Source organism: Geodermatophilus sp. CPCC 206100 (assembly GCF_048569675.1).
Classification (GTDB): domain Bacteria; phylum Actinomycetota; class Actinomycetes; order Mycobacteriales; family Geodermatophilaceae; genus Geodermatophilus.
Genome location: NZ_JAQISV010000004.1, coordinates 110514 through 124485 on the forward strand (window position 1 = coordinate 110514; position 13972 = coordinate 124485).

A 13972-nucleotide genomic window follows, 5' to 3' on the forward strand; every position below is an offset into this window, starting at 1 on the left:
GAGGGGGTGCCCGCCGTGCTTGCCTCTGCGGATCGCGTGGTCATGCGGCAGGCGCGTTCAGCAGGGTCAGGCAGGCCTCCTGCAGGCCGACGACGGTCGACAGGTAGTCCAGGAGCTCGACCCGATCTGCCTGCAGCGCGCGGAACCCGATGTACCCGTCGGGGCGGACCAGGTAGAGCGACGTCGCCGCTGCGCCGTAGAGGCGGTGCGCCTCGCGGTGGTGGTCGTGGAGGACGGCAGGGGGCTCAGGCCCGTCGAGCACGCGGCCGTCGGGCACCACGAGGCACAGTCGGACGTCGGCGGGGAGCAGGCCGGCGAGGGATCTGGAGACGGCCCCCAGCCGGTCCCGAGCGGTGTGGCTCGGCGCGGTGCCGGCGAACAGCAACAGCGTGAAGTGGGTGCCCCGGAACAGGTCGAACAGCCGCGTCGGCCGACCGGTGATCGCGTCGGTGCCTCGTGCGTCGGGTGCTCGGTCGCCGGCATGCGGGCCCCGGTGGAACCGGTAGCGAGCCACTGGACCCGGCCCCGGCCGGCCTCTGCCACGGCTCCCCTCGCACGACAGCGGACCAGCGCGATAGCCGAGGTCGAGCTCGGCGGACCGGTCGAGGATCGCCTCCTGCACGGCGTCGAGTGCCAGGAGCGGAGCCAGCACCCTCTCCCGCAGGACACGGATGACCGGATGGGCCGAGAAGACGACACCGTGCCCGGCGTCGCTGCCCTTCAGCACAGACCGCGCGATCGGCAGCCGCTCCTCCTGGTAGGTGTCCAGCAAGGACCGCGGCGCCTTGCCCGCCAGCACGAGACCGAGCTTCCAGCCGAGGTTGTACGCGTCCTGGACACCGGTGTTCATGCCCTGTCCCCCGGCCGGGCTGTGCACGTGCGCGGCATCGCCCGCGAGCAGGACGCGACCGCTCCGGTACGCATCCACCATCGCCGCTCGTGGCGAGAAGTCCGACAACCAGGTCGCGTCGTGGATCTCGACGCCCGGGAATCCCCGCTCGGCGAACAGCCGCTGGAACAGCTCGACCGAGGCACGCTCGGTCGATCCGGTCGCGTCCGGTCGGACGCTGGCCTGCACCTGCCAGGTGCCGGAGCCGGTGAGGGGGTCGGCGGCCAGGTAGTCCTCCCCGTCGAAGACGACGACGGCGACGTCACGGGCCAGCCCGTCGATCCGCACGTCGCCGAGCACGAGGCGCTGCGGCTTCGCCCGTCCCCGGAGCGGCAGGCCGACCGCCTCCCGCACCGTGCTGCGCCCTCCGTCGCATCCGACGAGGAACTCTGCGTGGACCTGCTCGGCAGCGCCCGAGCTCAGGTCGAGGACTGTCGCGGTGACTCCGCGCTCGTCCTGCTCCAGGGCGCGCAGCTCACGGCTCAGGTCCACGGCACCACCCAGGGAGACCAGCCGGTCGCGCAGCAGCTGCTCGGTCTGCCACTGCGGGACGATCAACAGGTCGCGGAAGGGGACGCCGGGGCGCCCGCCGCGGGGGCGGACCCTCAACTCGGCCGCCAGACGCCCGGCCGAGTACACCCGGAGGTGGTGGTCCCTCCTGCCCACGGCCATCGCCGACCGGGCGATGCCCAGGTCGTCGAAGACCTCGAGGGTGCGCGGCTGGAGCCCCTTGCCGCGCGAGCGGTGGTGGAATGCCTCGGCGCGGTCGATGAGGCGACAGTCGATCCCACGCCGACGCAGGTCACAGGCGAGGGTCAGGCCTGTTGGTCCCGCGCCGACGATCAGCACCTGGGTGTGCGTCGTGGTCACGTTCTGCTCCTCTCGTTCGTGCTCCGGTCCCGGCGCCGGGCATGGAGCCGGGTCGAGTCCTGCCCTACCGGCCCTCGTGCGGGACGGACGACCGGTGCGGAGTCGCCGTCGCGTCGTCCTGGCAGTTCGTCCCGAGTCGGCACAGCCCCTCGGCGGCCGACGGAACGCGCGGCGCCCACGCCGTCGCATCCCTGAACGGCCGGTTGGAGACCCGCTGACTGCGGAGGAAGAAGTCGAGGCGCCGCCCCAGCGCGGCTCGTACCAACGGGGTCGGAGGGCGACGAACCGAACGCCGGCGCACGGCCGTCGTCAAGGCACGAGCCAGCTCCTCCCGGGTCATGGGCTCGTCGTCGGCGACGTCGTAGCCGCCGCGGAGCTCGGTCGACTCCGCGGCAGCGACGAGTGCGGTCGCGGCGTCCTCGTCCCAGATCAAGGGCTGGTAGGCCTCGGGACGGCCGACGAATCCCGAGACGCCCCTGTGCGCCAGAGCGAGCACGTCGCGGGTCGCCGCCGAGTGGGGCCCGTACACGCCGGCCATCCGCAGCGCGACGCCACGTCCGCCTGCCGCGGAGAAGCGCTCCACCTCACGCTCGGCGACGACCGTGGACTCCAGGACGTCCGTGGGCGCGATCGGTGACCCCCAGCAGAGCCACTCGGCTCCGCCGTCGGCGTAGACCGGCGCGAAGCTCGGGTAGACGACGGCGCCCACCCCGGCGGCCAGCGCCGCATCGACGAGCACGCGGGTGCCCTGAGCACGGATGCGGTCGTTCTCGGCCCAGGCGGAGCGCCGCCGGGCGGTGGACAGCGGAGCGATGCGGGTCGCCAGGTGGAGGACGACGTCGCTGCCGGCGAGGGCGGTCGCGACGAGCTCCCGGTCGAACAGCGAACCCGGCACCGGCTCCGCCCCGGTTGCCCGGAGTCTCGCCGCGGACTCCGGTCCGGTGGCGAGGGCACGGACGTCGTGCCCCCGGCTCCGGAGCACGCCGACGGTGGGGGTCCCCAGGGCACCGGTCCCACCGGTCACGAACACGCGCATCTCTCCTCCTTCGGGCCCTCGCCGCCGGACCACGGCGGGTGCCTCGGCTGTGTGATGGGGGCTCCGGGTCACCGGATCCGGGCCGGTCGAGCGGAGGCCACCTGGCGGCGGGCCGGTACGGACGAGGCGAGGAAGTCCGTCCAGGTCTGTCCCCCCGCCCGGGCGGCCGGCGCGAGGTTGGCGCCTGCGCGGAACGCTGCCGAGAAGCCGCCGGGGACGGCGAGCGGGACGAGCACGCGCTTGTCGCCCGCCGCCGTCAGGTAGTCGCGGACCAGCTCGGCCATGCCGAGCACCTCGGGGCCGCCGAGGTCGGGGACCCGGCCCGCGGGTCCTGCAGCGACGCCGGCGACCAGCCGGTCGGCGACCTCGCCGACGTCGACCGGCTGGAACCGCCAGCCGCGGACGACCGGGACCAGGGGTGATCGGGTCAGTCGCCGCACGGCGGAGAGGCTGAACTCGTGGAACTGCGTGCTTCGCAGCGTGGTCCACGGCAGCCCGGACTCCGCGATGAGCCCCTCCGCCGCGACCTTGGCCCGGTAGTAGGCCCAGGGGATGCGGTCGGCGCCGACGATGGAGATGTAGACCAGGTGCGGCCGGCCGGCCCGGCGCGCGGCGGCGAGGAGCCGCACGGTTCCCGCGACGTCGACGTCCTGGGGGCGGCGGGGGTCGGAGGCACAGTGCACGATCACCTCGGCCTCGGTCACGGCCTGTGCCAGCCCGCCACCGGTGTGCAGATCCCCTCGGAGGGCATGGACGGACGGCGCTGGCCCGGCGGGCGTCGTGCGGCTCAACACGCGCACGCTGTGGCCGGACGCGGTGAGCCGGTCGACGACGGCGCGGCCGAGCAGACCCGAGCCGCCGGTGACGAGGACGGTGGTCATGACACTCCTCCTGGGACGGCGGCTGCAGGCCGCGAGCGAGGGACTGCGCCCCTCATGGCCGCTCCCGGCACGGGCCCGCGCCGCGGGTGAGGGGGACGGTAGGGAGCCCGCGCCCGGCGCGCCCCGGCGGAATCGCCGGGTTCCGCCGTCGCACGACCCGGCAGTGGCGTCTCCCCGGCCCCGGTCGGTGAACTGCCGCGCGGCGCCGGTTTCGTGCCCGGCGGTGGTCCCGAGCGTCGCCCACGCCAGGAGGAACCCGGCGATCCTGCCGGTGCGCAGCGGCCTTCGAGGGGCGCACCGTCTCCCTCATCGGCGCCGGTCGGACCGGCGCCCTTCCGAGGGAGACGCCATGACCGTTCTCCGGCGCGCCGGGACCGAGGACCGGCAGGTCGACCGGGCGGAGTTGCTCGCGCGCGCGCAGCGCGTCCTCCCGCACGGGGTCTCCGCGGGTGGACGTGAGCTGTACGGCGACGTCGTCACCCGCGCGCAGGGCGCCTACCTGTGGAACGCGGAGGGCAGGCGCTTCCTGGACCACCTGCTGTCCTACGGGCCGATCGTCATCGGCCACGCCGATCCGCGGGTGAACGCCGCCGTCGCCGAGACGGCCGCCCGGGTGGACCTGAACTGGGTCGGCCCGCAGGCGGGCGAGGTGGAACTGGCGGAGAAGATCGTCTCCGTCGTCCCGTCGGCGGAGGAGGTCGCCTTCCTCACCACGGGGACGGACGCGCTCCAGCACGCGCTGCACGTGGCGCGTGCCGCGACCGGCCGCAGCCGGGTCCTCAAGTTCCACGGGCACTACCACGGCTGGACCGGCGACCTCGGAGTCGGGGCGAACTTCGACGTCGCCCCGGGGCGCGCTCCCGGCCCCGTCGAACCCAACTCCGCGGGCGCCGCCCCGGACGCCGGATCCTGGACCACCGTCGTCGACTGGAACGACGCGGCTGCCGTTCGCGAGGTCTTCGCCGCGCAGGGACGGGAGCTCGCCGCCGTCTTCGCCGAGCCGTACCTGCACAGCTACACCAATGCCGCCCCCGCCCCCGGCTTCCTCGAGCTCCTGCGGGAGGAGTCGACGCGGCACGGCGCCGTCCTCGTGTTCGACGAGGTGAAGACGGGGTTCCGCCACCACCTCGGCGGCTACCAGGCCATCGCCGGGGTCACCCCTGACCTGACCGCCCTCGGCAAGGCGCTGGGGAACGGCTGGACGATCGCCGCACTGGCCGGGCGCGCCGATCTCATGGAGCTGCTGGGGCCGGCCGTGACCCTCGACGGGACGCACCACGCGGCTCCCTACGCGGTCGCGGCCGCGCGGCGCACCATCGCGCTGCTCGAGGACGGCGGGATCGAACGGCTCGACCGCCTGGGCGGCCGGCTGCGCGACGGGCTGACCCGGGCGATCGCGGACACCGGTGTGTCGGCGGTCGTGACCGGCATCGGTTCCGCCTGGTGCGTGAACTGGCGCGCCGAGGCACCTGTCACCTTCCGTGAGGCGGTCGACGCGGACTTCGCCCGGGCAGAGGCGTTCCGTCTCTCGATGCTCGAGGCCGGCGTCCTGCTGCCGCCGTACGTGCTCACCGACAACCGGATCTGCGTCGCCTTCAGCGACGACGACGTCGACGAGACCGTCGACGCGGCGCGGCGGGCCTTCGCCGCCGTGGCCTGACATCCCCGCACACCGAGGAGGCACCCATGCGTCGCACCGTCAACGTCCTGCTGGCCTGGTTCGCGTTCTTCGGCCTCGCCGCCGGAGCCTGGCAGATGTTCGCGCCCGCGTCCTTCTACCGGGACTTCCCCGGCTTCGGCCGCCACTGGGTGAGCGTGGACGGCCCCTACAACGAGCACCTGCTCCGTGACGTCGGGCAGGGCAACCTGGCCTTCGGTGTCATCGCGCTCGTGGCCCTCCTGACCGGTGGGGTCTGGCTCGCCCGCGCGACCGGCCTGGCCGCGGTCGTGGCCAACCTGCCGCACCAGCTCTACCACCAGGAGCACGTGCACGTCCTGCAGACGACCAGCGACGAGGTCCTGCAGACGGTGACGTTGAGCCTGGTCTCGCTGACCGCCGTCCTGCTGACCGTGCTGGCCTTCCGGCTGCCGGTCCGGCGCGGCCAGGCGGTGCCGGAGACCGGGCCGTCGCTGGTGCGGACCGACCGGTCATGACCTTACGGGGAGCCGCGCCCCGGCCCGGCGGTCATCCCGCTCGCCGCGGGCGGCTCTCGGCGCGCGGGCCGGCCAGCCTGTCCAGGGGCAGGTGGGCCAGCTCGGTCCTCGACGCGACGCCCAGCTTGGCGAAGACGTTGCGGAGGTGGAAGTCGATGGTCCTCGGGGACAGGCAGAGCAGCGCGGCGACGTCCCGGGTGGACCGGCCCTGGGCGGCGTACCGGGCCACCTGCAGCTCCTGGGGCGTCAGTGCGGCGTTCGGGCCGGGCCGGTCGGCGCGGATCGACCGGCCCGCGGCACGCAGCTCGCGCCGGGCGCGCTCGGCCCACAGCTCCGCGCCCAGCTGCTCGAGTCCGTGCACGGCCCAGCCGAGGGCTGTGCGCGCGTCGAGCCGGCGGCCGTTGCGGCGCAGGATCTCTCCGAGCGCGAGCGCGGCCCGGGCCCGGTCGAAGGGCCGGCCCGGGGTCTCCGGCCGGCAGGCGTGCCGCAGGCCTGCTTCGGGTTCCTCGTGGAGCAGCGCACACGCGTGCGCCGGTCCCGCGGGGAGGTGGCCGGCGTCGGTCGTGCCGGCCTCGGGGAGCGCGGACACGAGCCACGAGCGGGCCAGGGCGACCTCCCCCGCGCGCACCGCGGCGTCGACGCGGTCGACCAGCGACGAGGCGAGGACCGCTGGGTGGACGATCGGCCGGAAGGCGGCCAACGCCTCGGCCGTGCGACCGGCGGAGAGGTGCAGGTGACCCACCGCCCAGGCCACCTGCTCCTGGGGCAGCAGCAGCCCCCGGGGTTCGGCGACCCGGCGGAACTCCTCCTCGAGCGAGGCCAGTCCCCGCTCGTCCCCGCGGAAGGCCGCGAGCAGCGCCAGGCCCCCGAGCAGGTGCCCCACCAGCTCGTCCTGCCCGGTGCTGCGGGCGAGCTCGAGCGCCTCCTCGTAGTAGCTCGTCGCCGAGGCCCAGCGCCCCGCCACGACCTCGCCGGCGGCGACCCGGTTGAGCGTGTACGGCAGGAGCCCCAGCTGGCCCCGCTCGCGCGCCAGCTGCACCGCCCGCTCGAAGAGCACCTGGGCTCCGGCCTCGTCCCCGAGGTACCACGCCGCCCGCCCGGCCTGGGCGATGGGCACGACCTCGCTGAGCCGGTGGCTCGCGGTCACGGCCTGCCGCAGGAGCGGCACCGCGCGCTCTCGGTCGCCGGTGAGGAAGGCGCCCATACCGATCACGAAGTCCCGGATGACCGCGTCGTCCACCCGACCCGGCCGGCCCAGACCGTCGGCGATGGCGGCAGCCTGCCCACAGCCGGCGAAGTTGCCGGCGATGGAGGCGGCCTCGGAGGCCTCCGCGAGCAGGTGCACCGCCTGGCTGTCGCTCCCGGCCTCCTCGGCGGCGCGGACGAGGAGCCCGAACGCCTCCGCCGGCCGCCCGCAGCGGAACTCGATCATCCCGGTCAGCCGGTCCAGTTCCCGACGCAGCGGCCCGGTGGCGCGGGAACGCGCCCGCGACGCCAGGTCCCGGGCGCGGTCGGTCTGGCCGGCGAGCCAGGCGTCGACCGCCGCCTGCACCAGGTGCGGGGTGGCCTCAGCGGCGGAGGACAGCTGCGCCGCCCGCTCCGACGCGGCCGAAGCAGCGTCGTGGCCGCCGCGCTGGCGGGCGCGGGCCGCGGCCGCCACCAGCCCGGCCACCGCGTCGGCGTCAGGCGTCACCGCGGCGCTCGCCCGATGCCAGGCGCAGCGGTCGGCGTCGTCGGCCAGTGCTGTGGCCAACGCACGATGGGCGGCCCGCCGCTCGGGAGAGGTCGCGGCGGCGACGATGGCCGACCGCACCAGCGGATGCCGGAAGGCGAGGTCGTCGCCGGCCACGGTCACCAGGTCGAGGGCCTCGGCCGGCGCCATGGCCTCCGGGTCGATGCCCAGCTCCGCCGCGGCGCGCAGCACGGTGCCGGCGCTGCCCGTGTCGTCGGCCGCGGCGACGAGGAGCAACGTCCGAGTGGAGTCGGGCAGACGACGGACCTGGTCCAGGGCCACGCTGACGAGGCCGTCGGTGAGCGGCAGCGGAACCGGCAGCGGATCCGCTCCGGTCAGCTGCCGGGCGGCCAGGGCAGAGCGCAGCTCCACCAGGGCGAACGGGTTGCCGCCCGTCGCCTCGGTCAGCCGGACGGCGATGTCCGGCGGCACGTCTGCTCCCCGTGGCGCGCCGAGGACCTGCGCCGCCGCCGCCGGGTCGAGGCCCCGCAGCCGCCGCTCCGGCAACCCAGTGGCGGCGAACCGGCGGCCTCCCGAGTCACGGGCGGCGAAGACCACGGCAACGGCCTCAGCGTGCAGGCGTCGGGCGGCGAAGACGAGAGCATCGGCCGAGGCCACGTCCAGCCAGTGCGCGTCGTCGACGAGGCACAGCAACGGTCGGGTCTCGGCAACTTCGGCGAGCAGGCTCAGGACGGCTGCCGAGATCAGGAACCGGTCCACGGCACCGCCGCGAGCCAGGCCCAGCGCGGCGCGGAGGTGGTCGGCCTGCGGAGACGGGATGCGTGGCAGGTGCTGGAGTGTTCCGCGGAGGAGCTGGTGCAGTCCCGCGAACGGCAGCTCGGACTCCGATTCGACCCCCTGGGCGAGCAGGACGGTCATGTCGTCGGCCTGCCGCCGGGCAGCGTCGAGGAGGACCGACTTGCCCATGCCCGCCCCGCCGCGCAGTACCAGGGAGCACCCGGCGGACCGGCGCGCGTCGTCGAGCACGCGACCGATCAGGGCCAGCTCGTCCGCTCTGCCCGCGAGCACGGCGCCACGCTAGCGGCGCGTCCGGTGCCGGTGAACCGCTGTGGCGCCCGTCCCGGCGCGGACCGGCCGATCCGCCGGTCGTGGGTGTCCGGATCCGAGCTGCCGGGACGAGAGGAGGACGGACGTGCGCGCGTCTGAGCAGGACGACAGGACCGAGGTGACCTGCTGCATCGTGGGCGGCGGACCGGCGGGGATGGTGCTGGGGCTGCTGCTGGCGCGCGCCGGCGTGGACGTGACCGTCCTCGAGAAACACGGCGACTTCCTGCGGGACTTCCGCGGGGACACCATCCACCCGTCGACGCTGCGCCTGCTCGACGACCTGGGGATGGCCGAGGCGTTCCTGCGGCTGCCCCACCAGGAGGTCGGGCGCCTCGGCGTGACCACGGACGACGGCACGTTCGTCCTCGCGGACTTCGCCACGCTGCCCGGCCGCTTCCCCTTCCTGACGTTCATGCCGCAGTGGGACTTCCTGGACTTCCTCGCCGATCAGGCAGCGGGCCTCCCCCGTTTCGGCCTGCGGATGGACGCCGAGGCCGTGGGTCTCATCCGGGAGGGCGGCGCGGTCCGCGGTGTGCGCTACCGGACAGCCGACGGCGAGCACGAGATCCGGGCGCAGCTGACCGTCGCGGCAGACGGCCGGCACTCCCGCCTGCGGGCCGACGCGGGCCTCCGGCCGCGCGAGTTCGGCGCGCCGATGGACGTCCTCTGGTTCCGGCTGCCCCGGCTGCCCGACGGATCCGGGCCCTCGTTCGGCGGCGCGGGCCGGCTGACGAGCGGGCGGCTGCTGGTCCTCATCGACCGCGGCGAGTACTGGCAGTCGGCCTACCTGGTCCCCAAGGGCGGCTTCCACGCCGTGCGGGAACGCGGCCTGCCGGCGTTCCGGGCGGAGCTGGCCCGGTTGCTGCCCGGGATGGGAGCCGCCGTGGAGGAGTTGACCGGCTGGGACGACGTCCGCGTGCTGGACGTCCGGGTGGACCGGCTGACGCGGTGGCACCTGCCCGGGCTCCTGCTGATCGGCGACGCCGCCCACGCCATGTCCCCGATCGGCGGTGTGGGCATCAACCTCGCCGTCCAGGACGCCGTCGCGGCGGCCCGGCTACTGGCTCCTCCCCTGCTCGACGGCCGCCTGACGTCGCACCACCTCGGACGGGTCCGTCGCCGCCGATTGCTCCCCACCGTGGTCACCCAACTGGTGCAACGGCAGATCCAGCGCCGGTTCCTCACCCGGGTGCTCTCCGGCGACCGACCGGTCGGCACACCGCGGCTGCTCCGGGTGCTGCAGGCCCACCCCGCGCTCCAGGCCCTCCCCGCCCGGCTCATCGGCATCGGGATCCGCCCCGAACGCATCCCTCGCTGACATCGACCCTCACGTCGCGGGGAGGACCGCTGCCAGTGCGGTGATCGCGTCCTGAACACGAAGGACCGCCCCGGGCAGGGGCGTGGGCTCGGGCACCCACGGCCTCACGCAGGCGTCGTCCTCCTCACTCCCGCCGACCGTTCCTCCGCGGCGCTGAGGTCGGCGAGGTGCCTGTGCACGGAGCCGACGGTCACCGACCCCTCGCCGACCGCACCGGCTACTCGCTCGACCGAGCCGTACCGCACGTCTCCAGCGGCGAACACCCCGGGGCAGTTCGTCTCGAACGGGTAGGGCTCCCGGGCCAGGCGCCAGCCAGGCGGCGGAACGCGGGTGCTCCGCCGGTTCGCTGCTACGACTCCACGGCCGAGGCCTCTGCCGCGGACTCGACGTCGAAGGCGGTCAGCACGGCACGGACGATGGAGTCGACGTACTCGGCCGTGATGGGCTCCCGGGTGATCAGCAGCCGCGTCCAGATCGGGCCGATGAGCAGGTCGATGATCAGGTCCTGGTCGACCGACGGGGCCAGTTCGCCCCGGGCGATGGCCTGCGCCAGGGTCCGCCGGTAGGCCTGTCGGCGGGTGTGGATGACGGTGAACAGCAGCTCGGTGATCTCGGGGTGGTGGCCGGACTCCCGGAGCAGCCGGGGAACGAACTGCCCCCGGCCGCGCGCGAACGTGTCCACGGCGCCGTGCAGCAGCGCGTGCAGGTCACCTCGCAGAGAGCCGGAGTCCGGCACGTCGACGCTCTGCAGGGCCAGCCGCTGGACTGCGGCGGCGGCGACCGCGGCCTTCGACGGCCACCGGCGCAGGACGGTGGTCTTCGCGACGCCGCTGCGCGCCGCCAGCTCGTCGAGGGTCATGGCCGCGTAGCCCTGCGAGCCGAGGAGGGCGAGGGCCTGCTCGAGGATGCGTTCGTCGAGGGTGCGATCCCGTGGCCTGCCCCGGCCGGGGACGGCGGTGTCCCGGTCGAGGTCCATGCGTTCCACGACCTCCCGTTTCGGATGGATGCGGCGGCGACGCCCAGGTGACAGGGCTGTTGTCTGATTCTACGGCTTGTTAACGCAACTGGTGGTTGTGGAACGGTGAGGTGCGGGTCTACCGTGCCGTCACGCAGCCGCCTCAGCCAGGGGCTGACTCGCGACACCTGGAGGTGCGCGATGTCCCGAGCGCATCAACGGCCTCCGCCGGCCCGCCACCCGGGCACTACTCGGTCCTGAGGTCCCGGCGGGCGGGGAGTCCGCCGGCAGACCGGACGAGCCACCGGGCGCCCGGCCCGCGGCGACGTCGAGCCTGCCTGAGACGGGCCATCCACATCACGGGGGAACTGGACCCTGCCCTGTGAGGAGGAGACGTGACAGAGAACCGCACTCCGTACCCGGTCCGAGTGGACGCGACAGAGGACGCCCCGTCGAGGGCGCTGTGGTTGGTGAAGTGGCTGCTGCTCATCCCGCACGTCGTCGTGCTGCTGTTCCTGTGGCTGGCCTTCACCGTGGTCGGTGTGGTCGCGTTCTTCGCGATCCTGATCACCGGGCGCTATCCGCGGGCTCTGTTCGACTTCAACGTCGGCGTCCTCCGCTGGAGCTGGCGGGTGCACTACTACGGCTACGGGGCGCTGGGCACCGACCGCTATCCGCCGTTCACCCTCGCCGACGTGCCCGACTACCCCGCCCACCTCGACGTCGAGTACCCCGAGCGGCTCTCCCGCGGGCTGGTGCTGATCAAGTGGTGGCTCCTGGCCATCCCGCACTACCTGATCATCTCGGTCTTCGTGGGGGGCGGGATCTGGCTGGCCACCCGGGCCGGGGACGCCGACAGCACCTGGGGAGCGAGCATCAGCCTACTCTCCCTGCTGGTGTGCATCGCCGCACTCGTGCTGCTGTTCACGGGCCGCTACCCCAGGCCGCTGTACGACTTCATCCTCGGGGTGGACCGCTGGGTGCTGCGGGTGGCCGCCTACACGTCGCTGATGACCGACCGCTATCCACCGTTCCGGCTCGACCAGGGCGGCACCGACCCCGGCTCGCACCCCGCGTGGCCCACCTCGCCTGCGCCCTCCGGAGACCCGGCCGCAACCGCACCGCCTCCGCCCGTTCCCGCCCGGTGAACCCCTGACCGCCCCGGGATGACCCGAGCCCGGGGCGGTCAGGACAGCCGACGACGGCGCCACCGTCCTCACCGGTGACGCGCTGACCAGGCCGCGCTGGGAGGCGGGTCAGCGAGACGACACCCGTCCCTCGCTCCTGGCCGTGATCCCCTCGGCCTCGGCGGTCAGGTAGCGATCGGTGAGGCGGCGGTGGAACCGTCCCATCACCGCCCCCACGGGCCCGGCCTGCTCCACCGCCAGGGTCACGCGCGTGCGACCGGTGCCGAGTTGCTCGAGCAGGTGCCGAGCGGTAATGCGGACGCCCGGGCCGGTGGCCACCCAGGTGAACGAGCGGCTCGGCTCGAACTCGGTCACCACGTACTCGGTCGGGGGGATCCGAGGCTGCTCCACCGGGCCGTCCTGCGCCTGGCCGTGCCGATGAGGCACCACGTGCACGACCGTGCGCTCACCGCCAGAACTCGGTGAGCTGCTCGGCGAGCGCTCGACCTCGGTCGTAGCCGGCTCGAGCGGCGGACGGACGCAGCGACAGGTCCATCGCGCGGGCGCCGAACAGGTGCTCGGCGCTGCCCTCCGGGGTGATCGTCTCGACCCTGCTGCCGCCTGCGCGGAGTGCGTCGACCTGGGCTGCCAAGTGGGTGCCCCACTCCCGCGGGTGCCACGAGCTGCCGCCCAGTGGTGACAGGACCAGCACCCGCCGGTAGCCGGCCGCCAGGTCGGCGTTCTCGATGGACCGGTAGCCGCCGTCGATGTACCAGTGGTCGCCGATGCGGTACGGCGGGCCGCCGGCGGTGCTGGCGGCGACGGCGTCCACCAGGTCGACTCCGCTGTGGCGGTCGAACGCGACCGGCTCACCGGTGTGGGCATCGACCACCGTGATGAGCACTGCTCGGTCCGGCCAGTGCTGACTGGGCAGCCGGGCGGCGACGGTAGCGCGCCACCGCGTCTGCCTGGAGCCGTCCGACGCCGCATCCATGTCGAGCGCCGCCGCACCCATCCTGCGGCGCATGTCGGCCGCATCCTCAGCGGCAGCGATGATCGCGCTCATCCTCTCCAGGTGCTCGGCCACCGGCCCCGTGGGAACGCGTCCACCGGCGGGTCCGACCGGACCGGTCCGCTGCTGGGGCGCAGCGGCGAGGATGTCGGCCATCAGTTGGGTCGGGCTCGCGCCGGTGATCTGGGCCGCGGCCGTCGATCCGGCCGACGTCCCGATGATCAGGTCGGCGTCGGTCACGTCCGATCCGGCATCGCACAGGCCGGCGATGACGCCGATCAACCACGCGTTGCCTGTGGATCCGCCACCGCCGAGGACCAACGCCCGCTCCGGGCCCGTCGGCGCAGTGGAGGTCAGGGAGGGAGAAGGGGTCCTGCTCATGGAAGTCGCCTCTCGCGAAGTGCCTGGCGGGGCGCTCCCGGGAGCGACTACCTCAGTCGCGTGATCGTGGGCTGCAGGGGAGCACCCACTGCGGATACGCGTTCACGGGTCTCACCTCCTGCCGAGGGGGTCACGATCGGCGGGACGGTCGCACAGCGGCGACGCGGCGCGCAAACGACATCTCGCCGGTCGTCGTGTCGCCGGCGAGTGCGCCGCCGACCCCTGCACCTCCATCGAGTGGGCAGCCGCCGGCGCGGGCGCCGAGAACCGTCGACCACGAACCCGCGCCGTCGCGATGCGACGCTTTCCGGCATGGGGGAACGAGGCGCGCGGGCGATCGTCGAGGAGAGGCTCCGACGCCAGATGGCAGGCGACGACACCTTCCTCGACGAGCTCGTCGCCGTGGACGTGGTCGACCACGCTGCCGGTCCTCAGGGCCGCAGCGGGCTGGCCTGGATCCTGCGCACCATCGACCACGACCTCGGGCCGGTCACCCTCGAACAGCACCCCTCTCTCTTGACTCGTTCTAGAGAAGATTCCAGGATGGGG

12 protein-coding genes are annotated in these 13972 nt (G+C 74.1%); 4 read left to right on the top strand and 8 right to left on the bottom strand.

Annotated features, from left to right (window positions below):
* Positions 1–40: 40 nt before the first annotated feature.
* The 3 genes from PGN05_RS02370 to PGN05_RS02380 form a co-directional block, all read right to left on the bottom strand.
* The gene (locus PGN05_RS02370) at positions 41–1759 is read right to left on the bottom strand and encodes an FAD-dependent monooxygenase (RefSeq protein WP_419750844.1); all 1719 of its coding nucleotides are present in this window, start codon (positions 1757–1759) and stop codon (positions 41–43) included.
* Between the two features lie 64 nt (positions 1760–1823).
* Positions 1824–2795 (bottom strand): NAD-dependent epimerase/dehydratase family protein, encoded by a 972-nt coding sequence (locus PGN05_RS02375; RefSeq protein WP_419750846.1) that lies wholly within the window; start codon positions 2793–2795, stop codon positions 1824–1826.
* Between the two features lie 68 nt (positions 2796–2863).
* Positions 2864–3676 (bottom strand): SDR family oxidoreductase, encoded by an 813-nt coding sequence (locus PGN05_RS02380; RefSeq protein ID WP_419750847.1) that lies wholly within the window; start codon positions 3674–3676, stop codon positions 2864–2866.
* Positions 3677–4025: 349 nt separating this feature from the next.
* Here PGN05_RS02380 and PGN05_RS02385 point away from each other — a divergent pair, with 349 nt between their 5' ends.
* Positions 4026–5336, top strand: coding sequence for an aspartate aminotransferase family protein (locus PGN05_RS02385; RefSeq protein ID WP_419750849.1), 1311 nt, complete (start codon positions 4026–4028; stop codon positions 5334–5336).
* Positions 5337–5362: 26 nt separating this feature from the next.
* Positions 5363–5830, top strand: a complete 468-nt coding sequence (locus tag PGN05_RS02390) for a hypothetical protein (RefSeq protein WP_419750851.1) — start codon at positions 5363–5365, stop codon at positions 5828–5830.
* A gap of 31 nt (positions 5831–5861) precedes the next feature.
* On the opposite strand, the gene PGN05_RS02395 is transcribed toward PGN05_RS02390, so the two are convergent.
* Positions 5862–8591 (bottom strand): LuxR C-terminal-related transcriptional regulator, encoded by a 2730-nt coding sequence (locus tag PGN05_RS02395; RefSeq protein ID WP_419750853.1) that lies wholly within the window; start codon positions 8589–8591, stop codon positions 5862–5864.
* Positions 8592–8715: 124 nt separating this feature from the next.
* Here PGN05_RS02395 and PGN05_RS02400 point away from each other — a divergent pair, with 124 nt between their 5' ends.
* Positions 8716–9948 carry an FAD-dependent oxidoreductase gene (locus PGN05_RS02400; protein ID WP_419750855.1) on the top strand — a complete coding sequence of 411 codons (1233 nt, stop codon included), beginning with the start codon at positions 8716–8718 and terminating at the stop codon, positions 9946–9948.
* A 349-nt stretch (positions 9949–10297) separates the two neighbouring features.
* Here PGN05_RS02400 and PGN05_RS02405 read toward each other — a convergent pair whose 3' ends face one another.
* A complete protein-coding gene (locus PGN05_RS02405) occupies positions 10298–10924 on the bottom strand; it encodes a TetR/AcrR family transcriptional regulator (RefSeq protein ID WP_419750856.1) in 627 nt (208 codons plus the stop codon).
* A gap of 407 nt (positions 10925–11331) precedes the next feature.
* On the opposite strand from PGN05_RS02405, the gene PGN05_RS02410 reads away from it, so the two are divergent.
* Positions 11332–12051 carry a DUF4389 domain-containing protein gene (locus PGN05_RS02410; protein ID WP_419750858.1) on the top strand — a complete coding sequence of 240 codons (720 nt, stop codon included), beginning with the start codon at positions 11332–11334 and terminating at the stop codon, positions 12049–12051.
* Positions 12052–12159: 108 nt separating this feature from the next.
* On the opposite strand, the gene PGN05_RS02415 is transcribed toward PGN05_RS02410, so the two are convergent.
* The 3 genes from PGN05_RS02415 to PGN05_RS02425 form a co-directional block, all read right to left on the bottom strand.
* Positions 12160–12405: a hypothetical protein gene (locus tag PGN05_RS02415; protein WP_419750860.1), complete on the bottom strand. Its 246-nt coding sequence runs from the start codon at positions 12403–12405 to the stop codon at positions 12160–12162.
* A 91-nt stretch (positions 12406–12496) separates the two neighbouring features.
* Positions 12497–13363 (bottom strand): patatin-like phospholipase family protein, encoded by an 867-nt coding sequence (locus tag PGN05_RS02420; protein WP_419750861.1) that lies wholly within the window; start codon positions 13361–13363, stop codon positions 12497–12499.
* Positions 13364–13534: 171 nt separating this feature from the next.
* Entirely contained in the window at positions 13535–13930 is a 396-nt protein-coding gene (locus PGN05_RS02425; RefSeq protein ID WP_419750863.1) for a hypothetical protein, read from the bottom strand.
* Positions 13931–13972: the final 42 nt, after the last annotated feature.